This is a genomic window from Thioclava pacifica DSM 10166, from assembly GCF_000714535.1.
Lineage (GTDB): Bacteria > Pseudomonadota > Alphaproteobacteria > Rhodobacterales > Rhodobacteraceae > Thioclava > Thioclava pacifica.
This window is the reverse complement of sequence record NZ_AUND01000023.1, coordinates 102,936-127,267: the sequence shown is the minus strand read 5'-3', so window position 1 is coordinate 127,267 and position 24,332 is coordinate 102,936. Positions and strand designations below refer to the sequence as shown.

Annotated in this window: 26 protein-coding genes; 21 read left to right on the top strand and 5 right to left on the bottom strand. The window is 65.0% G+C overall.

The window, feature by feature from the left end; genetic code table 11:
• Positions 1–3: 3 nt before the first annotated feature.
• Entirely contained in the window at positions 4–507 is a 504-nt protein-coding gene (locus tag TP2_RS09895) for a sigma-70 family RNA polymerase sigma factor (protein WP_038076775.1), read from the top strand.
• Positions 504–1,265 (top strand): anti-sigma factor family protein, encoded by a 762-nt coding sequence (locus TP2_RS09890; protein WP_038076773.1) that lies wholly within the window; start codon positions 504–506, stop codon positions 1,263–1,265. The genes TP2_RS09895 and TP2_RS09890 overlap by 4 nt, the downstream gene beginning before the upstream one ends.
• Here the strand turns inward: TP2_RS09890 and TP2_RS09885 are convergent.
• A complete protein-coding gene (locus TP2_RS09885) occupies positions 1,262–3,451 on the bottom strand; it encodes a primosomal protein N' (RefSeq protein ID WP_038076769.1) in 2,190 nt (729 codons plus the stop codon). The genes TP2_RS09890 and TP2_RS09885 overlap by 4 nt on opposite strands.
• A gap of 158 nt (positions 3,452–3,609) precedes the next feature.
• Here TP2_RS09885 and fsa point away from each other — a divergent pair, with 158 nt between their 5' ends.
• From fsa to TP2_RS09860, 5 genes are all read left to right on the top strand, one after another.
• On the top strand, positions 3,610–4,263 hold the full coding sequence (fsa, locus tag TP2_RS09880; RefSeq protein WP_038076767.1) for a fructose-6-phosphate aldolase: 654 nt from the start codon (positions 3,610–3,612) through the stop codon (positions 4,261–4,263).
• Between the two features lie 144 nt (positions 4,264–4,407).
• Positions 4,408–5,112 (top strand): DUF484 family protein, encoded by a 705-nt coding sequence (locus tag TP2_RS09875; protein ID WP_038076764.1) that lies wholly within the window; start codon positions 4,408–4,410, stop codon positions 5,110–5,112.
• Positions 5,112–6,032, top strand: a complete 921-nt coding sequence (locus TP2_RS09870; protein ID WP_038076762.1) for a tyrosine recombinase XerC — start codon at positions 5,112–5,114, stop codon at positions 6,030–6,032. The genes TP2_RS09875 and TP2_RS09870 overlap by 1 nt, the downstream gene beginning before the upstream one ends.
• Positions 6,033–6,076: 44 nt before the next feature.
• The gene (locus TP2_RS09865; RefSeq protein WP_038077626.1) at positions 6,077–6,769 is read left to right on the top strand and encodes a CDP-alcohol phosphatidyltransferase family protein; all 693 of its coding nucleotides are present in this window, start codon (positions 6,077–6,079) and stop codon (positions 6,767–6,769) included.
• A 61-nt stretch (positions 6,770–6,830) separates the two neighbouring features.
• Complete coding sequence (locus tag TP2_RS09860) at positions 6,831–7,316, top strand: hypothetical protein (RefSeq protein WP_038076756.1); 486 nt, start codon at positions 6,831–6,833, stop codon at positions 7,314–7,316.
• 4 nt (positions 7,317–7,320) lie between these two features.
• On the opposite strand, the gene TP2_RS09855 is transcribed toward TP2_RS09860, so the two are convergent.
• Complete coding sequence (locus tag TP2_RS09855) at positions 7,321–8,157, bottom strand: DMT family transporter (protein ID WP_038076754.1); 837 nt, start codon at positions 8,155–8,157, stop codon at positions 7,321–7,323.
• A gap of 120 nt (positions 8,158–8,277) precedes the next feature.
• Here TP2_RS09855 and truA point away from each other — a divergent pair, with 120 nt between their 5' ends.
• A complete protein-coding gene (gene truA / locus TP2_RS09850; RefSeq protein ID WP_038076752.1) occupies positions 8,278–9,060 on the top strand; it encodes a tRNA pseudouridine(38-40) synthase TruA in 783 nt (260 codons plus the stop codon).
• On the opposite strand, the gene TP2_RS09845 is transcribed toward truA, so the two are convergent.
• Together TP2_RS09845 and TP2_RS09840 are read right to left on the bottom strand one after the other, a co-directional pair.
• Positions 9,038–10,966: a polysaccharide biosynthesis protein gene (locus tag TP2_RS09845; RefSeq protein ID WP_051692449.1), complete on the bottom strand. Its 1,929-nt coding sequence runs from the start codon at positions 10,964–10,966 to the stop codon at positions 9,038–9,040. The genes truA and TP2_RS09845 overlap by 23 nt on opposite strands.
• Positions 10,963–11,580 carry a sugar transferase gene (locus TP2_RS09840; RefSeq protein WP_038076751.1) on the bottom strand — a complete coding sequence of 206 codons (618 nt, stop codon included), beginning with the start codon at positions 11,578–11,580 and terminating at the stop codon, positions 10,963–10,965. The genes TP2_RS09845 and TP2_RS09840 overlap by 4 nt, the downstream gene beginning before the upstream one ends.
• 178 nt (positions 11,581–11,758) lie before the next feature.
• On the opposite strand from TP2_RS09840, the gene TP2_RS09835 reads away from it, so the two are divergent.
• The 13 genes from TP2_RS09835 (at position 11,759) to TP2_RS09775 (ending at position 23,593) form a co-directional block, all read left to right on the top strand.
• Positions 11,759–12,883, top strand: coding sequence for a polysaccharide biosynthesis/export family protein (locus TP2_RS09835; protein ID WP_038076750.1), 1,125 nt, complete (start codon positions 11,759–11,761; stop codon positions 12,881–12,883).
• Between the two features lie 124 nt (positions 12,884–13,007).
• Positions 13,008–13,874 (top strand): branched-chain amino acid aminotransferase, encoded by an 867-nt coding sequence (locus tag TP2_RS09830; RefSeq protein ID WP_038076749.1) that lies wholly within the window; start codon positions 13,008–13,010, stop codon positions 13,872–13,874.
• 62 nt (positions 13,875–13,936) lie between these two features.
• A complete protein-coding gene (locus TP2_RS09825; RefSeq protein WP_038076747.1) occupies positions 13,937–14,392 on the top strand; it encodes a universal stress protein in 456 nt (151 codons plus the stop codon).
• Between the two features lie 81 nt (positions 14,393–14,473).
• The gene (locus tag TP2_RS09820; protein WP_038076745.1) at positions 14,474–15,031 is read left to right on the top strand and encodes a NifU family protein; all 558 of its coding nucleotides are present in this window, start codon (positions 14,474–14,476) and stop codon (positions 15,029–15,031) included.
• An 8-nt stretch (positions 15,032–15,039) separates the two neighbouring features.
• Positions 15,040–15,738 (top strand): tRNA (adenosine(37)-N6)-threonylcarbamoyltransferase complex dimerization subunit type 1 TsaB, encoded by a 699-nt coding sequence (gene tsaB / locus TP2_RS09815; protein WP_084714148.1) that lies wholly within the window; start codon positions 15,040–15,042, stop codon positions 15,736–15,738.
• Positions 15,738–16,163, top strand: coding sequence for a GNAT family N-acetyltransferase (locus tag TP2_RS09810; RefSeq protein ID WP_038076742.1), 426 nt, complete (start codon positions 15,738–15,740; stop codon positions 16,161–16,163). Before tsaB ends, TP2_RS09810 begins: the two co-directional genes overlap by 1 nt.
• 149 nt (positions 16,164–16,312) lie before the next feature.
• A complete protein-coding gene (locus TP2_RS09805) occupies positions 16,313–17,302 on the top strand; it encodes a BMP family lipoprotein (RefSeq protein ID WP_038076741.1) in 990 nt (329 codons plus the stop codon).
• On the top strand, positions 17,302–18,942 hold the full coding sequence (locus TP2_RS09800; RefSeq protein WP_051692446.1) for an ABC transporter ATP-binding protein: 1,641 nt from the start codon (positions 17,302–17,304) through the stop codon (positions 18,940–18,942). The genes TP2_RS09805 and TP2_RS09800 overlap by 1 nt, the downstream gene beginning before the upstream one ends.
• Positions 18,942–20,039, top strand: a complete 1,098-nt coding sequence (locus TP2_RS09795; protein WP_038076740.1) for an ABC transporter permease — start codon at positions 18,942–18,944, stop codon at positions 20,037–20,039. Before TP2_RS09800 ends, TP2_RS09795 begins: the two co-directional genes overlap by 1 nt.
• Position 20,040: 1 nt before the next feature.
• The gene (locus TP2_RS09790) at positions 20,041–21,006 is read left to right on the top strand and encodes an ABC transporter permease (RefSeq protein WP_038076735.1); all 966 of its coding nucleotides are present in this window, start codon (positions 20,041–20,043) and stop codon (positions 21,004–21,006) included.
• Entirely contained in the window at positions 20,990–21,790 is an 801-nt protein-coding gene (locus TP2_RS09785; protein ID WP_038076733.1) for a purine-nucleoside phosphorylase, read from the top strand. The genes TP2_RS09790 and TP2_RS09785 overlap by 17 nt, the downstream gene beginning before the upstream one ends.
• A gap of 79 nt (positions 21,791–21,869) precedes the next feature.
• Positions 21,870–22,790 (top strand): sulfite exporter TauE/SafE family protein, encoded by a 921-nt coding sequence (locus TP2_RS09780; RefSeq protein WP_038076727.1) that lies wholly within the window; start codon positions 21,870–21,872, stop codon positions 22,788–22,790.
• The gene (locus tag TP2_RS09775) at positions 22,787–23,593 is read left to right on the top strand and encodes a TIGR02186 family protein (RefSeq protein ID WP_038076726.1); all 807 of its coding nucleotides are present in this window, start codon (positions 22,787–22,789) and stop codon (positions 23,591–23,593) included. Before TP2_RS09780 ends, TP2_RS09775 begins: the two co-directional genes overlap by 4 nt.
• Here the strand turns inward: TP2_RS09775 and TP2_RS09770 are convergent.
• Complete coding sequence (locus tag TP2_RS09770) at positions 23,590–24,306, bottom strand: SDR family oxidoreductase (protein ID WP_038076725.1); 717 nt, start codon at positions 24,304–24,306, stop codon at positions 23,590–23,592. The genes TP2_RS09775 and TP2_RS09770 overlap by 4 nt on opposite strands.
• Positions 24,307–24,332: the final 26 nt, after the last annotated feature.

The following is a 24,332-nucleotide window of genomic DNA, read 5'->3' as shown; positions in this document are numbered from 1 at the left end:
ACCATGCCGGTTCTGGACGAGATCGAAGCCGAAATCCCCGCTCTGCGTCGATATGCGCGTGCGTTGCTGCGCGATGCCGACGCGGCTGACGATCTCGTCCAGGATTGCCTGGAGCGCGCGGTGGCCCGACGCCGCGACTGGCGCGGCGAAGGACCGCTACGCGCCTGGCTGTTCCGAATCCTGCTCAACCGGTTGCGCGACCTGCAACGCCGCGCGCCCCGCCCCGGACATCTGGTTCCGGTCGAGGATCTCTACCCCGAGCCCGGCCAGCCCGCTGCGCAAGAGGATCATATGGCGCTGAGCGAGGTGCGCGCCGCGATGGCGCGCCTGCCCGAGGACCAGCGCCGCGCGCTCCTGCTCGTGGCGCTCGAAGGGTTCAGCTTCGACGAGGCGGCGCTGGCGCTCGAAATTCCGAAGGGCACATTGATGTCGCGCCTCGCACGCGCACGTGAGACATTGCGCGAAATGACCGGGCGCGCGGGCAAGACGAAAGGCATCCTGAGATGAGCGACGAAGAGCTTCTGGCCTATCACGCTGGCGCGTTGGATGCGGCGGCGCGTGCACGCGTCGAGGCCCGGCTGGCAGGCGACCCCGAGGCGCGTGCCCGGCTCGCCGATTGGGCGGCTCAGGATGCGGCCCTGACGCAAGCCTTCGGCGACCCGGCCTCGGAGCCCGTGCCCGAACGGCTTAGCGCGGTGATCGCCGAAGCGCGCAACACCGCCGCGCCGTCTCCGGCGTGGACTTTCGGCCTCTCTCGGATCGCGGCCGCCGTCGCCCTTCTGGCAGTTGGCGCCGCAGGTGGGTGGTTCGCGCATGGCCCGGCCGCGCCGCAGCCCGGCACCTCGCTCGCGCAGGCCGCGACCACGGCCTATCGCACCTATGTCACCGAGGTCGTCCACCCGGTCGAAGTCCCCGCAAGCGACGCGGCGCATCTGACCTCCTGGGTCTCGAAACGGCTCGGCCACCCGATCCACGCCCCCGATTTCGCCACGCTGGGCTTCAGGTTGATGGGCGGGCGCGTCCTGCCCGGCGAACCCGGCACGGCGGCGCAATTCATGTATGAAAACGACCTCGGACAGCGCATCACCCTCTACGTAACGCAGCGCGCGCAAGGCGAGGACGACACCGCCTTCCGCTTCTTCGACGAAGGCCGCGAAAGCGGCTTCTGGTGGGTCGATGGCCCGTTCGGCTATGCGCTCGTCGGCGATATCAGCCGCGACGCGCTGCGCAAGATCGCCACCGCCGCCTATGAGCAGCTGATCTAGAGGAAACTCTGCGGGTCGATATCCACGGCGAGCCGCGCATTGGGCGGCAGTTTCAGCCCTTTCAACCAGCCCTTGAGTGCCGCCTGCAGCGGCGCGCCCTTTTCGGCCTTCACCAACATTCGCACCCGATGCCGCCCGCGCACGCGCGCGATCGGGGCGGGCGCGGGCCCGAAGACCTGCGCCCCGATCCGGCGCAACGCGGCGTCGTTGCGCGCAAGATGATTGCCGATCTCGAAGAGCGGCTGCAGATCCGGCCCCGACAGGATGATCCCCGCCATCCGGCCGTAAGGCGGCACGCCCTGCGCCTGCCGCGCGGTGGCCTCCTGCGCCCAAAAGGCTTCCTCGTCACCACCGAGGATCGCGCGGATCACCGGGTGCTCGGGCTGATAGGTCTGCAACAGCGCCACGCCCTTCTCCTCGGCCCGCCCCGCACGCCCCGCCACCTGCCGCATCAGCTGGAAGGTCTTTTCCGCCGCGCGCAGGTCCGAGCCTTGCAGCCCGAGATCAGCATCAATCACCCCAACCAGCGTCAGGCGCGGAAAGTTGTGCCCTTTCGCCACGATCTGCGTGCCGATGATGATATCGGCCTCCCCTTCCGCGATCTCGGCGATCTTCTCCTTCAGCGCACGGGCCGAGCCGAAGAGATCCGAGGACAGCACCGCAACCCGCGCATCGGGAAAGCGCTCCGCGACCTCTTCGGCCAACCGCTCCACCCCCGGCCCGACCGGCGCAAGTTTGCCCTCCACCTCACAGCTCGGGCATTTGGTCGGGATCGGTTTCGTCTCGCCGCATTGATGGCAGACGAGCCGCTTGAGGAACCGATGCTCCACCATCCGCGCATCGCAATGATCGCAGCCGATCTGATGCCCGCAGGCGCGGCAGATCGTGACCGGCGCATAGCCGCGGCGGTTGAGAAACAGCATCGCCTGCTGGCCAAGCGCGATCCGCGACACCACCTCTTTCACGAGGCTCGGCCCGATCCAATGCGCGCTCTCGATCGCCTCGTCGCGCATGTCGATCGCGGCCATCTCGGGCAGCTCCGCCGTGCCGAACCGCGCGCCGAGATCGAGGCGCTTGTATTTCCCGGCCTCCGCATTGGCCCAGGTCTCGAGGCTTGGCGTGGCCGAGGCCAGCACCACCTGCGCCGAACAGCCCGAGGCGCGCAGCACAGCCATGTCGCGGGCATTATAGAGAACCCCCTCTTCCTGCTTGTAAGAACTGTCATGCTCCTCATCGACCACGATCAGCCCCAGATCGCGGAAAGGCAGGAACAGCGCCGAACGCGCACCTACGACCAGCTGCACCTCGCCCGCCCCGCAGGCCTTCCACAACCGTCGCCGCTCAGATTGCGTCACCCCGGAATGCCACTCGCCGGGCAACGCGCCGAACCTCGCCTCGACCCGCGAAAGGAATTCCGAACTCAGCGCGATCTCGGGCAAAAGCACCAAGGCCTGACGGCCCTTGCGCAGACATTCCGCCACTGCTTCCAGATAAACCTCGGTCTTGCCCGAGCCCGTCACCCCTTTCAGGAGTGTCGTCGAATACCGCCCGCAGCCCGCGCGCAAAGCCTCCGCCGCAGAGGCCTGCGCCTTCGACAACTTCTTGCCCGGCAGATCCGGATCGAGCAGCGGGAAGGGCAGATCGCGCGGAACTTCGGCCTCGATCAGCGCGCCGGTCTTCACCAGCCCCTTCACCACCTGCGTCGTCACCCCGGCCAGATGCGCCAACTCGCCCAGGTGGAACCCCGCCCCGCCATGTTCGTGCAGCACGTCCAGAACCCGCACCCGCGCATCGGTCATCCGCGACGGCTCCTGATCCCCGAGCCGGTAGATCTTGCGCATCCCCGGCGGATCGCCCAAGCCCGGCGCGCGGGTCGCCAGCCGCAAGACCTGCGGCAAGGGCGTCATCGTGTAATCCGCCATCCGCACCAGAAACTCACGCAATTCAGCCCGCATCGGTGCCACGTCGAAGACCCGCGTGACCGAGCGCAGCTTGGCCGCGTCGAACCCGCCTTCACCCGGCCCCCAGACCACGCCCAACACCTTGCGCGGCCCCAGCGGCACCTCGACGAAGGCACCCTCGCGACAGCCGCCCTCGGGGGCGCGGTAATCCAGCGGACGCCCGATCGGCTCGGCCGTCAGAACCGCCACGCGGCTTCCTTCCGCGAACCAGCCCGGCTCAGACATCGCCTTGCCTTCCAACTGCTCCAAATATCCCGGGGTGAGGCCGCAGGCCGAGGGGCAGAGCCCCTTTTCGGGCCTGCCGGCAATGGCAGGCAATCGACCCTTTCGCACGGGCAGCATTTGCGCTAACAGGCTCGCGTCTGCCGCCAAGGAGTGCTGCCATGAAATTCTTCGTCGATACCGCTGACACCGCCGCGATCCGCGAGCTCAACGATCTGGGCATGGTCGATGGCGTGACCACCAACCCCTCGCTGATCCTGAAATCGGGCCGCGACATTCTCGAGGTGACCAAGGAGATCTGCGAGATGGTCTCGGGTCCGGTCTCGGCCGAAGTCGTCGCGACCGAAGCCAAGGACATGATCGAAGAAGGTCTGAAACTTGCCAAGATCGCCCCCAATATCGCGATCAAGGTTCCGCTGACCTGGGATGGCCTGACCGCCTGCAAGGCTTTCGCATCCGAAGGCCATATGGTCAATGTCACGCTGTGCTTCTCGGCCGCGCAGGCGATCCTCGCCGCGAAGGCGGGCGCGACCTTCATCTCGCCCTTCATCGGTCGTCTCGACGACATCAACCTCGACGGGATGCAGCTGATCGAAGACATCCGCGCGATCTACGACAATTACGATTTCTCGACGCAGATCCTCGCCGCCTCGATCCGTTCGGTCAACCACATCACCGATGCCGCCCGCATCGGCGCCGACGTGATCACCGCGCCGCCTGCCGTGATCAAGGCGATGGCGAACCACCCGCTGACCGACAAGGGTCTGGACCAGTTCCTCAAGGACTGGGCAGCGACCGGGCAGAAGATCCTCTGATCACGCGCCACGCGAAGACAGCTATGAAGGCCCGCCCCCCGGCGGGTCTTTTTCGTCCAGCGCGGGGGATTTTTTCGACTGCATGGGCGCGCTCTTCGTGTATGCTTTGGAAAAATGACAACCGATCCGAGCGACGAGACAGGCATGACCGAGACGGCCCTCGTGGAGCAACTCCGCGACAAGATCATTTCCGACCCCGATGTGATTCTCGAAGATCGCGACCTGATGCGTGCGCTGATCGCCGCGAACGAGTCGGCGATGGGCAGCAACATCGTCGATCTGCGCGGCGCGGCCATGGCCCGGCTCGAGGCAAGGCTCGACCGGCTCGAAGATACCCATCGTTCGGTGATCGCGGCGGCCTATGAAAACCTCGCCGGTACGAACCAGATCCATCGCGCCGTTCTCAAGATGCTCGACCCGCATGAATTCGAGAGCTTCCTGAAGAACCTCTCCACCGAGGTCGCCGAGATCCTTCGCGTCGATGCGGTGCGCCTCGTGCTGGAAAGCCACCAGAACGAGGACGACCCTGCGCTGCGCGTTCTCGGCGAGGTGCTTTGCGTCGCCGAACCGGGTTTCATCACCGAATACATGCGCGGCGGGCGCGGCGGGCAACCGCGCGGCGTCGTGCTGCGCCAGACCGTTCCGGGGTCCGAGGCGATCTATGGAGAGGCGGCAGACTGGGTCCGCTCCGAGGCGCTGATGCAGCTTGATCTGGGACCGGGGCGACTGCCCGGGATGCTGGTGATGGGGGCCGAAGACCCGCACCAGTTCAAACCTTCGCAGGGCACCGATCTTCTCGCTTTCTTCGCCGGCGTGTTCGAACGCACGATGCGCCGCTGGCTCGAGTGATGGCGGCGCCCTCGGAAGGGTTGCAGGCAGCACTGGCCGAATGGCTCACGCATCTGCGCGGGCTGCGCGACGCTTCAGATCACACCCTCACCGCCTATCAGCGCGATGTCGCGGGATTTCTGGGCTTCTTGCAACACCATCACGGCGAGAGCCTCGGAACGGCGCGGATCGCTTCGCTCGGCCCTTCGGAAATGCGCGCCTGGATGGCCCATGAACGTACGCGCGGCCTCTCGGCACGCTCGTTGGCCCGGGCGCTCTCCTCGGTGAAGAGTTTCATCCGCTGGCTCGCAGATCGCGACGGGTTCGACGCCAGCCACATCCTCTCGGCGCGCAGCCCGAAATATCAGCGCAAACTGCCCCGCCCCCTCAGCGAGAGCGCCGCCGCCGAAATGATCGATCAGGTCGACACGCAGGCGATGGAGCCGTGGATCGCGGCCCGCGATGCGGCCGTGCTCACGCTGCTCTATGGCTGCGGCTTGCGTATTTCGGAGGCGCTTGGTCTGACCGGGGAGGCCCATCCCCTGCCCGAGGTGCTGCGTATCCGCGGCAAGGGCGACAAGGAGCGGCTGGTGCCGGTCGTGCCCGCCGCGCGCGAGGCGGTGGCGGAATATGTGCGGCTCTGCCCCTACCCGTTAGAACCGGGAGCGCCGCTCTTTTACGGCGCGCGCGGCAAGGCGCTCAATCCACGCATGATCTCGAAGGCGATGGAGCGCGCGCGCATGTCGCTTGGGCTGCCCTCGACCGCCACGCCGCACGCGATGCGTCACAGCTTCGCGACCCATCTTCTGGCCGCCGGCGGCGACCTGCGCGCAATCCAGGAATTGCTGGGCCATGCGAGCCTTGGCACGACCCAGATCTACACCGCCGTCGACGCGGCGCGGCTGATGGAGATCTACGACCGGTCGCATCCGCGCGCCTGAAGGCTTTGCTTGCCCCTACGTCCCGAATGCGTCATCAGGGGCGCATGGATATCCGCATCAAAGCCCTTTTCGTTCACCTTCTGACCGCCACCGGCGCGGTGCTCTCGATGCTGGCACTTCTGGCCGCCGCCGACGGGCAATGGAGCATGATGTTCCTCTGGCTGGTCGTGGCCTTCTTCGTCGACGGGATCGATGGCCCCCTGGCCCGCCGCTACGACGTGAAAGCCAATGCGCCGGTCTATGACGGGGTGCTGATGGATCTGATCGTGGACTATCTGACCTATGTCTTCATCCCGGCTTTCGCGCTGTTCAAATCGGGGCTTCTGCCGGGCTGGACAGGCTGGCTCGCGATCATCGCCATCACCTATACGAGCGTCGTCTATTTTTCTGACACGCGCATGAAAATGAAGGATAATTCCTTCTCGGGCTTCCCCGGATGCTGGAACATGCTCGTGCTCGTCCTTTTCGCGCTCAAGCCGGGCTATTGGACGAGCCTGATCGTTGTCCTCGCGCTGGCAGTGGCGATGTTCCTGCCGCTGAAATTCATCCATCCCGTGCGCACGCAGCGCTGGCGCGGCCTGTCGCTGCCGATCGCGCTCTTGTGGACCTTCTTCGCGGGCTGGGCCGCGTGGGTCGATTTCGATCCGGCAAGCTGGGCGCATTGGGGGCTCGTCGTGACCTCGTTCTACCTGCTTTTCGTGGGCATCGCGCAGCAGATCATCCCCGAGCGTGCCTGAGACACCGAGCGCGATTTGCTCGCCGGTTGCGGGCGACCGTGACCACAAGACAGGAGGTCTGATGCGCCGCCTTTTCGCTCCGCTCTTAATCGCCCTGACCGCCCAGGCCGCCGTGGCCGAACCGGCCTATCTCGACAATCGCTCGACCCCGGCAGATCTGGTCCGGTCTCTCTACAACGCGATTGCCCTGCACCAATACGCCCGCGCCTGGAGCTATTTCGCCCATCACGATCAGATCGACGACTACGGCGTGTTCGCCAAAGGCTACGCCGAGACAGTCGACGTGTCAGTCGAGATTGGCACCGTCACCTCGGAAGCCGCCGCCGGGTCGATCTACGCGCGCGTGCCGGTGACAGTGCGCTCGACGCAAAGCGACGGCAGCAAACGGCTCTATGGCGGCTGCTATATACTGCGCCAGATCGCGCCGACGATCCAAGAGCCGCCCTTCACGCCATTGCAAATCGTCACCGGCCATCTGCTGTTGCGGGCGCCCGGCGAACAAGCGATGCCAAGCGGCTGCGATGAGCAGGGACGTCCCCAGTTCTGAGCGATCAGACCCTGGTCAGGACAACGCCGACCACGATGAGACCCGCAGCGATCGCTTTGCTGGTACGCATTTTCTCTCCGAAGACCAGCCAGCCGATCAGTACTGCGAAGAGGATCGAGGTCTCGCGCAGCGTCGCCACCAGCGCGATCGGCGCGCGCGTCATCGCCCAGATCGAGATCGCATAGGCCCCGTAGGAGGCCGCAGCCCCAACCCCCGCGATCCCCCATTCGCGCCCGCTCGCCCGCAGCATCGCCGAACCGCGTTGGGCGATCATCACCGCCGCGAAGAAAACCCCGCCCAGCACCATGACCCAGGCAACATACCCCACCGGCTCGCCCGAAACTCGCGCACCGATGCCGTCGACAAGTGTGTAGGTGGCCGTGGCGAGTGCGGATCCCATCGCGTAGGGCAGCAGGCGACGGCTCTCGCCATCGGTAAAAACCCCGCGCGCCATCAGCGCAATCCCGAGGCCCAGAACGGCAATGCCTGCATATTCGATGCCCGAAATCGCGTCGATCGCGAGGGCCGCGCTGACGATCGCGACCATCATCGGCGCGGAACCGCGCGCGATCGGATAGACCCGGCTCAGATCCCCCTGCTCATAGGCATGGGCAAGGAAGAACTTGTAGCCGAAATGCACGACACCCGCGCCAAGGATCCACCAGATCGCCTCCAGATGCGGCATCGGGCGGGACAAAGCGACGACGAGACCCACCACCGCTTCCATCAGCGAAAGCATCACCATGGCACGGATCTTCGAGCCACCCAGACGGATCAGCGCATTCCAGAGCGCGTGCAGGAAGGCCGCCCCCAGCACCGCGAGCATGATCGAAAGGCTCATCCTGTCTCGTCCCGTGATCCACGACCCGCCATCGGTAGCCGCACGCAGCGGGGCTGGCAAGGCGGGTTCGGATGCAACAGGGGATTGCGAAAGCGGCGGGGCTCGGGCTATGGCCCACCCATGCCCAGATATGCTTTCAAGATCGAATATGACGGAGGCCCCTTTGCCGGCTGGCAAAGGCAAGCCGATCAGCCCTCGGTGCAGGGTACGATCGAGGCGGCGCTCGCGCGTCTTGAACCTGGCGCCCACACGATCGCCGCGGCAGGCCGGACCGATGCAGGGGTTCATGCGACGGCGCAGGTGGCCCATGTCGATCTTGAAAAGGACTGGGATCCGTTCCGACTGTCAGAAGCACTGAACTATCACCTGCGCCCCGATCCTGTCTCAATCCTTGCCTGCGCGCGGGTGGCGGATGACTTTCACGCCCGGTTTTCCGCGCAGGAACGGCGCTACCGCTTTCGGCTTGTGCAGCGCCGCGCGCCGATGACCCATGATCGCGGCCTGGTCTGGCGGGTGCAGAACGCGCTCGACCTTGAAGCGATGCGTGAAGGGGCGGCCCATCTTGTCGGGCATCATGACTTCACCACCTTCCGATCGACCATGTGCCAGTCGAACTCGCCGGTGAAGACGCTCGACGAGATCTCGATCGAGGAGATCGCGATCCCGCATGGGCGCGAATACCGCTTCCACCTGCGCGCGCGGAGTTTTCTACACAATCAAGTCCGCTCGATCGTCGGAACGCTCGAGCGCGTTGGCGCGGGCGCCTGGTCACCCGCGCGCGTGGCCACTGCGCTTGATGCACGTGACCGCGCCGCTTGCGGTCCGGTCTGCCCGCCCCAGGGGCTCTATCTCTGCGGGGTCGGCTATCCCGATGATCCCTTCACTCCGCCGGGCACATCCTGAATTCTTCGTCCGCCAAGGCGGGGCTCGGGTCCGGCTCAGGGATAGCGGCCTCGGGCAGACGCGCCAGAAAGCGATCCAATCGGAACGGCTCCGGCGCCTCGATCGCTTCGCGCAAATCCCGCAAAAGGGCCGCGATCCCGAGCTCTGACAGAGACGGGGGATGAATTCTCCCGATCTTTGGATGCGCAGTCGGCGCCGTCATCGGGCCCGTCATCGGCGCCTCGTGGAGCTTCTCTCCCGGTCGAAGACCGATTTCGACGATCTCGATCTCGCCGTCAGGCGTCGATGCGTCCCGAAGCCTCAGACCTCGCGCCGCGATCATCTGGCGCGCCAGATCGAACATTCGGATCGGACGCCCCATATCGAGCGCATAGACACCGCAGCCGTCGTCCCACGTACTGCACAGTAAAACGAGCCGCGCCGCCTCGGCGATGGTCATGAAATAACGTGTGGCGCGACGATCAGTCAGCGTGAGCGGTCCGCCTGCCTGGATCTGCTCTTCAAAGAGCGGAACCACCGAGCCGGACGAACCCAGCACATTTCCAAAGCGCACAATCGCGAAACTCGTTCGGTCCGCGCGCAAGGCGAGATCCTGAATAACCAGTTCGGCCATTCGTTTCGAAGCCCCCATGACAGAGCGTGGTGCAACAGCCTTGTCCGATGAAATCAAAACGAAACGGGCGACATCGGCCTCCAGCACCGCGCGGGCGAGACAGGCTGTCGCAAAGACATTGTTGGACAGGCCTGCGCTTGGGTTGGCCTCGACGATGGGGACATGTTTATAAGCTGCCGCATGCAGGACCACATCGACGCGATGTTGCGCGAAGATCGCACGCAGAAGCAACGGATCGCCTGCCGATCCGAGTTTCGGGACCAGCACTGCGCCGACCTCTTCTGCCAACCCTCTCAGCTCCGCCTCAGCGTGATAAAGTGCGGATTCCGACAGTTCGAGCAGGATCAGCCGGGCCGGGCCCGCTGCGAGAACCTGACGGCAAAGTTCGCGCCCGATCGAACCGCCGCCACCCGTGACGAGAACCGTCTTGCCTGCGTAGTAGCTGTGAACAGGCTGGACGGTATCGTCTAGCTCGGCGCGATGCAGAAGCGCCGTGCCGGAAACCGGCTCGAGCCGTGCAGCAAGATCGCGATCTTCGATAAGCTGCGTGAATGCGGGCAAGGATTCCGTTTGCAAGCCTGCAGCCGCAAGCCTGCGCGACAGCGCGTCGCGGCGCGCCCTCGAAAGGGCGGGATCGGCCAGAATGACCCGGTCGATATTGTAGTCACGCCGCAGCCGCTCGGCCTCTGCGGGCGAAAAGATTGGCAAACCATCGAGCTGGGCACCGCGCAAGGCGGGGCTCTCGTCGACAAACGCGCAGGTGAGAATGCCGGAGCGATCCCTGAGCGCATTGGACAGGGCGATCCCCGAGGGGCTCGCGCCGTAGATGGCGACGCGCGAGACGACACGGGAATGGCGATAGATCCGGGCCATGAGCCGCAAAAGCAGCGTTCGCTGACCGAGCTGAGCCAGAAAGTAGAGCAGACCAAAAAAGACCGGCAGGGCCCAGTCGACATGCCCCGTCGTCATTCGCAGACCGAGCCCGGTTGCAACGACAAGACTGAGCGACAGCAGCGCTGCACGGCCCAGTCCCTCGCTCGCGAAGGACTTCAGACGAATGCGGGTCAGTCCGCTCAGATGGCTTACGAAACTCGCTGCGAGCACAAGACCCGGCGCGCTCATCCCGAGGGCGTGTCCGATCTCGGGATGCGTCGGGCTAAACAGTTGGGCCGTCAGCGCAATAAGCGGCAGCACCAGCGTGCCATCGAGAACCAGAAGGATCAGCGCCTTGCGTGAACGTGGCAGGGCGATCAGCCACTCCAGCATGCCGGTCTGGGATTGCGCCGCACTCATGCGAAGGCTCCCCGCAGGGTTTGCCAGATCAGCAGCAGATCGAGCCTGCGCGAGGCGTGGCGGAGGTAGATCAGGTCGAGCCGCGCCTTCACCGGAACGCAGCGGCGATCATACATGGACTGGGCCTGCACCGGATCGGCACAGTCAGACATGATCCGCGCCTCCCGGGCGTGGAAGCGCAGCGTGGCGAGCCCCGTGACACCGGGCGGGGCAGCCAGAACCCGCGCGTAGAGAGCGGGAAAGCGCGCCACGACCTCGGGCAAGGGCGGGCGAGGACCGACGAAACTCATATCGCCGCGTAAAATGTTCCAGATCTGGGGCAATTCATCGGCTCTGCTATGGCGCAAAACCCGCCCGAGCGGGGTGATCCGCGCAGCCTTGTGCCCGCCCGAGACCCCGCGATCGTTGGGCTCCGGCGCCATGGTTCGAAATTTCCACATCCGAAACCGTTGCGACGGCGACTTCATGCGTTCCTGAACGTAGAACCAGGGTCGGCCCTGGCACAGGGCGACCGCGGCGAAGACCACCACAAGGAGCGGCAGCAAAAACGGAAGCAGCGCGAGCGCAAGGAACAGATCGAAGAGTCGTTTGCTAAGACGCTGCACCCGAGTCATACGCGTTTCTCCTTTTGCCGGGGCCGCATTGCAAAACCGCCATAGGTCGACCCGAGTTGCAGCCTATGCACGCCACAGTTGCAAATCCATTAATTCCCGAGCATATCTCGAACAGGCTCGAATAACGGGGCAGCACCTGCGCGATCGCCATGGCGCGGGGACAACTTGGGGACGGGACATGCATTTTTCGTTTCGCGGGGCGCTCGGCCTCGGCATCCTTCTGGCGCTCGGAGCCTGCACCTTGCCGCGCGGAGCGGCACTGCAATCCGAGATCGTGACGAAGGCGCAAAGCGAAGAGGCGAGCTTCGACTATGTCCCCGTAACCCGCAGCAGTCTCGCCGCACTCGCGCAGTGGCACGGCGGACGTCATGCGCAGCGCCAAGGCCCCTGGCCACGCGCGAGCCGGGGCAGCGCAGATCCGCTGATCGCGCCCGGCGACACGGTGCAGCTCACGATCTGGGAGAGCGGCGACAACAAGCTGCTCAGCGCGCCCGAGTCGCAGGTCGCGGGGCTGCGTCAGACCAAGGTAAGCGCGGGCGGGACGATCTTCGTGCCCTATCTCGGTGCGACCGAGGTGGCGGGCAAGACCCCCTCGCAGGCGCGCGCCGATGTGCAACAAAAGCTCGCGGCCGTAATTCCCGATGCGCAGGTCGAGCTTGACACGACGCCCGGACCGGGGCGGACGGTCTCCTTGATCGGTGGCGTCGCGCAGCCGCGAAAGGTGGCACTCGAGGATCGCAACCTGAGTGTGCTTGACCTTCTTTCTGAAGGCGGCGGACCGGATCCGAAATTCCGCAACCCGCAGCTTCGGCTGATCCGGGGCGGCAAGGTCTATCGCGCGCCGCTCGAGACGGTGCTCGACACGCCGTCTCTCGACACGCGGCTGTTGCCGGGAGACAAGCTCTCGGTCGAGGAGGACACGCGCTATTTCCTCGCACTCGGCGCGACGGGGAAGGAAACGCTGATCCCCTTTGGCCAGCCCCGGCTGAGCGCGCTTGAAGCGGTTACGCTGGCAGGCGGGCTTTCGGATAACCGCGCCGACCCGAAAGGCGTGATGATCCTGCGCGAGTATCCCCGCGCGGCACTCCGTAGCAACCTCAGCCAAGGACCGACGAAAACGCGGGTGATCTTCGCGATCGACCTGACCACGTCCGACGGGCTGTTCTCGGCGCAGAATTTCGGCATCGAGCCGCGCGACATCGTGCTGGCGACCGAAAGCCCTGCCGTTCCCGCTCGCACTCTGCTTGGCCTGATCGGCTCGTCGGTGGGCGTGGCAAATTCGGTAAGCAACGTCTCGAATTGATCCGCGCCGCGCTCTCGCAGGTGTGACCGCGGCGGCGGGCGCCGCCCTGACACCGATACAATTGCGCTTCTGGACTTCGGTCCGCCGCGGTGATTGGATCGCGCGCGTTACGAAGGAGACTGGCATGGCATTCGGCAAGAACATCCGCACCTGGTTCGAGGGCAAGTGGCACGAGGGCGATATCGCGGTTATGCGCGCGGCCGACCACGGCATCTGGCAGGGCAGCTCGGTCTTCGATGGCGCGCGGCTTTTCGACGGCCTGGTCCCCGATCTCGAGCCGCATTGCGCGCGCACCAATGCCTCGGCCGAGGCGCTGATGATCGAGCCGACAATCGAGACGGGCAAGATGGTCGAGATCGCCCGCGAGGGGCTGAAAGCCTATGCCAAAGGCGCGGCGGTCTATATCCGACCGATGTACTGGGCGATCAACGGCTCCGATCTGGGCGTGGCGCCCGCGCGTGGAGCAACCGGTTTCGCGCTTTGCCTCGAAGAGGTGGCGATGCCCGATCCGACGAAATCCACGACGCTCACCACCACGCAGTTTCGCCGCCCGGTGATGGCCGACAATGTGACCAATGCGAAGGCGGGCTGCCTTTACCCGAACAACGCGCGGATGCTGGTCGAGGCACAGCGCAAGGGCTTCGGCAACGCTCTGGTGCAGGACGCGATGGGCAATGTCGCCGAAACCGCGACCGCGAATGTCTGGATGGTGAAGGATGGCGAGTATTTCACCCCCGTCGCCAATGGCACCTTCCTTGCAGGCCTGACCCGCAAGCGGGTGATGGGCCTGTTGCGCGATGCGGGCGAGGTGGTGAACGAGGCAGTGCTGACGCTCGATGATTTCCGTTCGGCCGACGAGGTCTTCCTGACGGGCAACTTCGCAAAGATCACCCCGGTCTCGGCATTCGACGACGTGGGCTATCAACCCGGCACGGGCACGCAGCGCGCGCGCGAGGCCTATATGGACTGGGCGCTCGGCTCTCCGCTTTGAGCGTGGTTGCCAAAGCCGCGCCTGCGGGCGATGATCTGCGCCCAAACCGTGCCGGAGGATCCATGCGCAAGTTTCTGGTCGTTCTCGACGATACCCGCGAGTGCCTCAACGCGATGCGCTTCGCCGCGATGCGCGCGGCCCATACCGGCGGTGGCGTGATCATCCTCTCGGTGATTCCGCCCGACGAGTATCAGCACTGGATCGGCGTGGCAGAGATCATGCGCGAAGAGGCCCGCGACCGGATCGAAGCGCATTTCGAGGTCTTCGCGAAATGGATGCGCGACCGGCAGGGCGTCGATCCCGAACTGCAGATCCGCGAGGGCGAGCCCGTCAACGAGATCCTCGACGTGGTCAATGAGAACCCCGAGATCGGCGTGCTCGTGCTGGGGGCCGGCACCGGCAAGGGCGGGCCCGGACCCCTCGTGACGCAAATGGTAAAGCAGGCCGGTACGCTGCCGTGCCCGCTCACCATCGTTCCCGGCGAGATGTCGAAGGAAAAGCTCGAACAGATCACGTGACTGCGACTGCACGCCTCGGCCGCAATACTTGATTAATTCAGTCGGAAGGCGCATATCCGCCCCAAGCCAAGGAGGCATGCCATGTTCATCCAGACCGAGACCACCCCGAACCCCGCGACGCTGAAATTCCTGCCCGGCCAGACCGTGCTGGAGACCGGCACCGCCGACTTTCCGAGTGCCGAGGCTGCTGCGAAATCGCCGCTCGCGACCCGCATCTTCGCGGTTCCCGGCGTGACGGGCGTGTTTTTCGGCTCGGATTTCGTGACCGTGACGAAAAACGACGCGACGAGCTGGGATCACGCGAAACCCGCGATCCTCGGTGCGATCATGGAGCATTTCCAGTCCGGCGCACCGGTGATGGAAGGCGAGGCCGGTCCCGCCCATGCCGAGCATGACGGCGAGGACGGGGCGATCGTGGCCCAGATCAAGGAACTGCTCGACACCCGCGTGCGCCCGGCCGTGGCGCAGGACGGTGGCGACATCACCTTCCACGGGTTCGAGCGTGGCGTGGTCTACCTTCACATGCAGGGCGCCTGCGCGGGTTGTCCCTCTTCGACGCTCACGCTGAAGATGGGGATCGAGAACCTGCTGCGCCATTACATTCCCGAAGTTTCCGAGGTCCGCCCGGTCAATGCGTGAGACCCGGCGTGAGAGAGCGCGGTAATTTCCATCCGAACGTGCTGGCCTTCGACACGTCCGGGCCGTGGATCGCTGCGGCCCTGCTGTGTGGCGGGGTTCTGCGCGGACAAAGCTTCGCCGAGACAACGCGTGGTCAGACCGAGGGGCTGATGCCCCAACTCGAGGCGCTGCTGGACGGGCATGGGCTGGGATTTCGCGACCTCGACCTGATCGGCGTCGGCATCGGTCCGGGCAATTTCACCGGCATTCGGATATCGGTCTCGGCGGCGCGCGGGCTTGCGCTGTCTCTGGGCGTGCCCGCGATCGGCGTCTCGATGTTCGAGGTGATGCGCGATCCGACCGGCCCCGGCGCTCATGCGCAGGAGCTGGTCAGCATCGAGGCGCCCCGCGGTCAGGCCTATGTGCAGCATTTCCGCTATGGCGTGCCGCAAGCCGCGCCTGAGCTGATCGACCCCGAGGCTCCGCCCGAAGCGCTTCGCCTGCCCGTGAACATGCGCGTCACCGGCTGGCAAGCTGAGGCGATCGCGCGCCCCTTTGGAGCCGAGGCGGAACCAAGGCTGATCGAGGATATCGCGCCCCGCATCGCCCGCTTGGCGCAGTGGCGACACGATACGCTACGCGAGGCTCCGGAGCGTCCCGCGCCACTTTACCTCCGGCCCGCCGATGCCGCGCCACCCTCCGACCCTCCGCCGAAGATCCTCGACTGATGCAGCGCGAAGCCCTTGCCGCCCTGCACCGGGCCTGTTTCACCACCCCCCGCCCATGGAGCGAGGAGGAATTCTCAGCCTTGCTCAAAAACCCGGGCGTTTTCCTCCTCGAGGAGACGCATGGCTTTCTGCTCGGACGGGTGATCGCGGGTGAGGCGGAACTTCTGACCCTGGCCGTGGCTCCCGGAGCCCGCCGCCACGGTGTCGGGCGCCGCCTCGTCGAAGGCTTTGCCGATGCCGCACGCGCGCGTGAGGCGGTCAGCGCCTTTCTCGAGGTCGCTGCGGACAACACTCCCGCGCGCGCACTTTACGCGGCGACCGGCTGGACGGAATCGGGGCGCCGCAAGGCCTATTACCGCACCCCAGACGGCAGCCGGATCGACGCGCTCGTTCTCAATCTGCCTCTTGATCAACACCCCGGCTGACCATTCAATCAAAATTTCGGGCGGACCCTGCGTCAAACCGATTTTGCCGCTTGACCCCCCCGGCAAGCTCTGCCCAAATCCGTAGGTCTGCGGGTGGCTTCACCCGCCAATAGGCTTATTCAAAAAGCCCCAATGACCGGGAGTGATCCATGACTTTCTTCAAACAGTTTCTCGGCGCAGCCGCTACGCTTGCACTGACCGCAGGCGCCGCGATGGCCGAACCGGCGCTGATCTACGACCTTGGCGGCAAGTTCGACAAGAGCTTCAACGAAGCCGCCTATAATGGCGCCAAGAAATGGGCCGAGGAGACGGGCGGTTCGTACAAGGAACTGGAAATGCAGTCGGAAGCCCAGCGCGAGCAGGCGCTGCGCAAGCTCGCCGAGTCGGGCGCAAACCCGATCGTCATGACCGGCTTCGCCTTTGGTGACACGCTCAACACCGTCGCCCCCGATTACCCCGACACCAAGTTCGCGATCATCGACATGGTCGTCGACCAGCCCAACGTCGAGTCGATCGTCTTCACGGAGGAGCAGGGCTCCTACCTCGTCGGCCTGATGGCTGGCATGGCCTCGAAGACCGGCACCGTTGGCTTCGTCGGCGGCATGGACATCCCGCTGATCCGCAAATTCGCCTGCGGCTACGTCCAGGGTGTCAAAGCAGCCAACCCCGACGCGAAAGTGATCCAGAACATGACCGGCACCACCCCGGCGGCCTGGAACGACCCGGTGAAGGGCGGCGAGATCGCCAAGGCCCAGATCAGCCAGGGCGCGGACGTGATCTATGCGGCCGCCGGCGGCACCGGCATCGGCGTTCTGCAAGCGGCGGCCGATGGCGGCATCCTGTCGATCGGCGTGGACAGCAACCAGAACTATCTGCACCCGGGTCAGGTTCTGACCTCGATGCTCAAGCGCGTCGACAACGCCGTCTATGACGCCTTCAAGGCGGGCGCCGATCTCAAGCCGGGCATCAAGGTCATGAGCCTTGCCGATGACGGTGTGGGCGTGGCGCTCGACGACAACAACAAAGCGCTGGTGACCCCGGAGATGCTGACGGCGGTCGACCAGGCCAAGGCCGACATCATCTCGGGCAAGGTCACGGTGCATGACTACATGTCGGACGACAGCTGCCCGGTGCAGTAATGGTCGGCGCACAGGCAAATGAGGCGGGGCGGCAGGCAACTGCCGCCCTTGCCACTCAGGCCCCCGCGATCGAGCTCAAGGGCATCTCGAAAGCCTTCGGCACGGTTCAGGCCAACAAGGACATTTCGATCCGGGTCATGCCCGGCACGATCCATGGCATCATCGGCGAGAACGGCGCGGGCAAATCCACCCTGATGTCGATCCTCTACGGCTTCTACAAGGCCGATGCGGGCGAGATCTGGATCAAGGGCCAACGCACCCAGATCCCCGATAGCCAGGCCGCGATCTCGGCCGGTATCGGCATGGTGTTCCAGCATTTCAAACTGGTGCAGAATTTCACCGTGCTGGAAAACATCATCCTTGGCGCCGAGGACGGAGCCCTCCTGCGCCCTTCGCTTGCCAAGGCCCGCAAGGAACTCAAGCGCCTCGCTGAGGAATATGAGCTCAATGTCGATCCCGACGAACTGATCGAAGAACTGTCGGTCGGCCACCAGCAGCGCGTGGAGATCCTCAAGGCGCTCTACCGTCAGGCCGACATCCTGATCCTCGACGAGCCTACGGGCGTGCTGACGCCCGCCGAGGCCGACCACCTGTTCCGGATCCTCGACAACCTCCGCAAGGAGGGCAAGACGATCATCCTGATCACCCACAAGCTGCGCGAGATCATGGAGATCACCGATACCGTCAGCGTAATGCGGCGTGGCCAGATGACGGCGACGGTCAAGACGGCCGAGACCTCCCCCGAACAGCTCGCCGAGCTGATGGTGGGCCGCAAGGTGCTGCTCAACGTCACCAAGGCGCCCGCGCAGCCCGGCAAGACCGTGCTGGAGGTTGAGAAGCTTCGCGTGGTCGACGAGGATGGCATCGAGCGCCTCAAGGGCATCGACCTGAACATCCGAGCCGGCGAGATCCTTGGCATCGCGGGCGTGGCGGGCAACGGCCAGTCGGAATTGCTCGAAGTGCTGGGCGGTTTCGCCAAGGCTACCGGCACGATCCGCGTCAACGGCGAAGAGATCGACCTCACCGGCAAGCATTCCGACGGCCAGTCGCGCCGCCGCCGGGGCATCTCGCATGTCCCCGAGGATCGCCATCACCTTGGCCTGATCCTCGATTTCGCCGCATGGGAAAACATGATCTTTGGCTATCACAACGATGCCGCCTATCAGAAGAATGCTTTCGTGATGGATAATGCCGGGATCGTGCAGCACACGCAGGAAGCGATGGAACGCTTCGACGTGCGCCCACCGATCCCGACCTTGCCTGCGAAAAGCTTCTCGGGCGGCAACCAGCAAAAGATCGTGCTGGCGCGCGAGATCGAACGGAACCCGACGCTTCTGCTCGTGGGCCAACCCACCCGTGGCGTCGATATCGGCGCAATCGAATTCATCCATAAACGCATCGTCGAGCTACGCGATCAGGGCGCGGCGATCCTGCTGGTCTCGGTCGAGCTCGACGAGATCCGCTCGCTCGCTGACCGGGTCGCGGTGATGTTCGACGGCCGGATCATGGGGCATGGCCCGGTCGAGAGCGCCACCCAGACCGGCATGGGCTGCCTGATGGCGGGCCTTGGCGGGGATGATGTGCGTGGAATGGACGGCTGGACGATCTCCGACGAAGCCGCACCGGAGGAGACCGCCTGATGGAAAAGACACCGAAATGGGTCGATGTGGCCCTGATCCCCGTCCTCAACCTCCTGATCGCCTTCGTCATTTCCGGCATCGTTGTCCTGCTGATCGGGGAAGATCCGATCAAGGCGATCAAGGTCATGGTCTCGGGCGCGCTCGGCTCGCCCTATGGCTGGGGCTACACGCTCTATTACGCTACCAATTTCATCTTCACCGGGCTCGCGGTCGCCGTCGCCTATCACGCCAGCCAATTCAATATCGGCGGCGAGGGACAGGCGACGCTGGGCGGGCTCGGCGTGGCGCTCGTGCTGCTGGCCTTCCCCTGGCCGCATTGGTCGATCGCACTGATCGCCGCGATGATCGGCGGGGCACTTTTCGGCGCCGCCTGGGCCGCGGTGCCCGCCTATCTGCAAGCCAAGCGCGGCAGCCATATCGTGATCACCACGATCATGTTCAACTTCATCGGCGCCTCGCTTCTCAATTACATGCTGGTCAACGTGTTGCGCCCGCGCGGCGCAATGGACCCGGCGACGGCCCGGTTTGCCAAGGAAACCTATCTACCGACCTTCCACGATCTGCCGCTGATCGGGCAGTTCTTCTCGAAATCGGTCCCTGCGAATGTCTCCTTCTTCATCGCGCTTCTGGCCTGCTGGCTGGTCTGGATCCTGATCTGGCGAACCAAGCTCGGCTTCGAGATCCGTGCCTTCGGACGCTCGGAAACGGCCGCGCGCTATGCCGGGATTTCGCCGGTGAAGGTGATCATGGTGGCGATGCTGATCTCGGGCGGGCTCGCGGGACTTATGGCGATCAACAACGTGATGGGTCAGGGCCACCGCCTCGTGCTGAACTCGGTCGAGGGGGCGGGCTTCATCGGCATCGCAGTCGCGCTGATGGGACGTAACCACCCGGTCGGCGTGTTCCTTGCGGCGATCCTCTTCGGCTTCCTTTACCAAGGCGGCGGCGAGCTGGCGCTGGAAACGACGATCCCGCGCGAGCTGATCACCGTGATCCAGGCGCTTGTGATCCTCTTCACCGGAGCGTTCGACAACATGCTCCGCGCGCCGATCGAGCATTTCTTCGTCGCCCGCGCCAACGCCCAGAAGGAGGCCTGAGATGGATTTCGCAACGATCATCGAAATTCTCGATAGCGCCGTACGCCTGGGCACGCCGCTGCTACTGGCCTGCCTGGCGGGCCTGTTCTCGGAACGCGCGGGCATCTTCGACATCGGGCTCGAGGGCAAGATGCTGATGGCAGCCTTCTTCTCCGGCGCCGTTGCGGCTGTCACGGGCAACGCATGGCTCGGGCTGCTTGCAGGTATCGGCGGCTCGATGAGCCTCGCGATGGTGCACGGGCTCGCCTCGATCACCTTCCGTGGGAATCAACTGATCTCGGGCGTGGCAGTGAACTTCCTCGCTTCGGGCTTCACGGTGCTGATCGCGCAAAGCTGGTTCCAGCAGGGCGGACGCACGCCGCAGCTTTCGGGCAATGGCCGGTTCGAGCCGATCACCCTGCCCGGCGCCGAGGCGGTGAAGGATGTGCCCGTGATCGGGCAGATCTATTCCAACCTGATCTCGGGCCATTCGATCCTCGTCTATGTCGCCTTTGCGATGGTGCCACTGACATGGTGGGTGCTGTTCCGCACGCGCTTCGGCCTGCGCCTGCGCGCGGTGGGCGAGAACCCGGAATCGGTCGACACCGCCGGGGTCTCGGTGATCCGCCTGCGCTACACCGCCGTTGCAATCACCGGCGCGCTCGCGGGGCTCGCGGGCACCTATCTCGCGACCGGCCTCGCGGCGGGCTTCGTGAAAGAGATGACGGCAGGGCGCGGTTATATCGCGCTGGCGGCGCTGATCTTCGCGAAATGGCGCCCGGTTCCGGCGCTCGGCGCGACGATGCTGTTTGGCCTGCTGGAGGCGATCTCGAACCGCTATCCGAATATCGATCTGGGCGTTGTGAACCTGCCGATCCAGTTCATGCAGGCGGTGCCCTATATTCTTACCGTGGTCATCCTTGCCGGGTTCATCGGCAAGGCGATCCCGCCGCGCGCCGGAGGACAGCCCTATGTCAAAGAGCGCTGAGCTTGCCGCCCTGATCCGCGAACGTGCGGGCAGCGAGGCCCCGCGTCTCGGTCTGATCCTTGGTTCCGGCCTCGGCCATCTGGCCGAGGAGGTCGAGGGCACAGCGATCCCCTACTCGGATCTGCCGGGCTTCCCGCATGCGGGGGTCTCGGGCCACAATCCGAAACTGGTGATCGGCACGCTTGAAGGCGTCCGTGTCGCGGTCTTCGGTGGCCGGGTCCATTACTACGAGCACGGCAACCCCGCCGAGATGCGCCTGCCGCTGGAGATCCTGAAGGAGTTGGGCTGCGAGAGCCTTCTGCTGACCAACGCGGCAGGTTCCCTGCGCGAGGACATCCAGCCGGGCGGGCTGATGATGCTGAACGACCATATCAACTTCTCGGGGAACAATCCGCTGATCGGCGAACCCTCGGACGCGCGCTTCGTGCCGCTGACCGAGGCACATGATCCGGAAATCCGCGCAGGCCTGAAAGCCGCGGCGCAAGCCGAGGGGATCGCGCTGCCCGAAGGCGTCTATTGCTGGTTCTCCGGCCCCTGCTTCGAGACCCCGGCCGAGATCCGCGCCGCGAAGATCTTCGGGGCCGACGCGGTGGGCATGTCGACCGTTCCGGAAGTGATCCTCGCTCGCTTTCTCGGGTTACGCGTGGCGGCGGTCTCGGTGATCACCAATATGGGGGCGGGCATGGCAGACGAGAACATCAGCCACGAGCAGACCAAAGCGATCGCCCCGATGGGCGCGGCCAAGCTCGAAAGGGTGCTCCGACGATATCTGCAACAGTTGTGACCTCGCGCGCATGCGCGGGGTTTGACTCCGAAGGCCCTTGCGGGCAAAGACGTTGCAACCTCCTCAGCCGGTGCGGCCCATGCAGATCTACCTGCCCATCGCCGAAGTCTCGGTCAACATGTTCACCCTGCTGGGGCTTGGCGGCATCGTCGGGCTGCTCTCGGGGCTCTTCGGCGTGGGCGGCGGCTTCCTGATCACACCCTTGCTGTTCTTCATCGGTATCCCGCCCTCGGTGGCGGTGGCGACCGGCGCGAACCAGGTGGTCGCGTCGTCGGTCTCGGGCGTGCTGGCGCAACTCAAGCGTAAGGCGGTCGATATCCCGATGGGGCTGGTGCTGCTGGTGGGCGGTATCCTTGGCTCGGCAGGCGGTATCTGGGTGTTCAACCTGCTCACCCAGCTTGGCCAGATCGACCTCGCGGTGCAGCTTTGCTACGTCGTTTTCCTTGGGCTTATTGGCCTGCTGATGCTGCAAGAGGCGGTGCGCACCCTGCAAAAGCAGAGAAGAGGCACCGGCGTGCGCAAGAAGCGCGTGCAGCACACCTGGGTCCACAAACTGCCGTTCAAGTTCAAGTTCCGCGCCTCGGGTCTTTATATCTCGGTGATCCCTCCGCTTCTGGTCGGCATCGCGGTTGGCGTGCTCGCCGCGATCATGGGTGTGGGCGGCGGCTTCATCATGGTTCCGGCCATGATCTACCTTCTGAACATGCCGACCAAGGTCGTGATCGGAACTTCGCTGTTCCAGATCCTCTTCGTGTCGGCCTTCACGACCTTGATGCATGCGATCACGAACCAGACGGTCGACGTGATGCTCGCGCTCCTGCTGATCGTCGGCGGGGTTGTCGGCGCGCAGATCGGCTCGCGACTCGGCGCCCGGCTCAAGGCCGAGCAGTTGCGCATCCTGCTGGCGCTTTTGGTGATCATCGTTGCGGCCAAGCTCGGGCTCGACCTGATCTTGCGCCCGCATGACCTGTTCTCGATTACGACGGGAGGGGAAGGATGATCCGCGCCACGCTCCTCTCGCTCGCACTTGCCCTGACGTCCCTGCCCGCCATGGCGCAGGAGGCGACGACGCCCGACGCCACAGCGACCAAAGCCCCGCCCGAGCAGATCGTAGCCGGGCTCAGCCGCGACAATATCGGCATCACCACCTCCTTTGACGGCTCACAGATTCTGATTTACGGCGCGGTCAAACGTGAAGCCCCCGAACCGACCGATGAGAAACTCGCGGTGATCGTGACCCTGGAAGGCCCGCTGGGCCCCGTGACGATCCGCAAGAAATCGCGCGAATTCGGCATCTGGGTGAATACGGCCTCGGTAGGCGTCGCTGCGGCGCCGAGTTATTACGCCGTCGCGACCTCCGGCCCGATCGAAGAGATTCTCGATCCGCGCGTCGACACCCAGCAACGCATTTCGATCCCGCTCGCGATGCGCGCCTTCTCCGGGCCGATCGAGGTGGAGGACAGCAAGCCCTTCACCGAAGCCCTGCTGCGCATCCGTGAACGTCAGGGGCTTTACGAGATGGAAACGGGCGGTGTTCATATCGTCGACAACACGCTCTTCCGCGCCGATTTCGAACTGCCCGCAAACCTCACCGAGGGCGATTACAAGACCCGCATCTTCCTGCTGCGCGACGGCAAACTGGTCGACCAGTACCAATCCGCAATCGAGGTGCGCAAGATCGGCCTGGAACGCTGGCTCTACACACTCGCGCATCAGAAAGCAGCGCTTTACGGGCTGCTGTCGCTCGCGCTCGCCGTGTTTGCCGGCTGGGCGGCCGCCGCGATCTTCCGCTTCGTGCGTTAACCGCGTCCGACGAAGGGCATCCCGCTCGCCATCACAGTCATGTTGAGCACATTGGCCTCGAGCGGCAGCGCGGCCATATGCAGGACCGAGCGCGCCACATCACCCACATCCATCGTCGGCTCGGCGGTCTTCGTCGCCGCCGCATCCATGTTTGCCAACAACCCCGTGCGCGCATTGCCGACATCGATCTGCCCGCAGGCGATATCGAATTCGCGCCCGTCGAGCGCGATCTGCTTCGTCATCCCGTTGATCGCATGTTTGGTGGTCGTATAGGCGAGCGATTTCGCGCGCGGCACCTGCCCCGAGATCGAGCCATTGTTGATGATCCGCCCCCCGCGCGGGCTCTGCCCCCGCATCTGCCCGAAAGCGGCGCGGGCACAGAGGAACATCCCCGTCAGGTTCACTGCGATACAGGCGTCCCAATCGGCCATCTGCACCTCGTCGGGCAGGGCAGCCGGCGGGAACATCCCGGCATTGTTGAAGAGCACGTCGATCCGCCCGAACCGCGCCACCACCTGCGCGAAGGCCCGGCCCACCGCCGCCTCGTCGCTCACATCACAGGCCACGGCCAGCCCATCGCCCTGCGCCGCAACCTCGGCGAGCTTGTCCTCAGACCGCGCCAGACAGGCCACTTGCCACCCACTGGCCAGGGCCTGCTCGGCCACGGCCCGCCCGATCCCGGCACTCGCCCCGGTCACCACCATCACGCCCATAGACTTCCTCCCTTCGATTTGGCCCC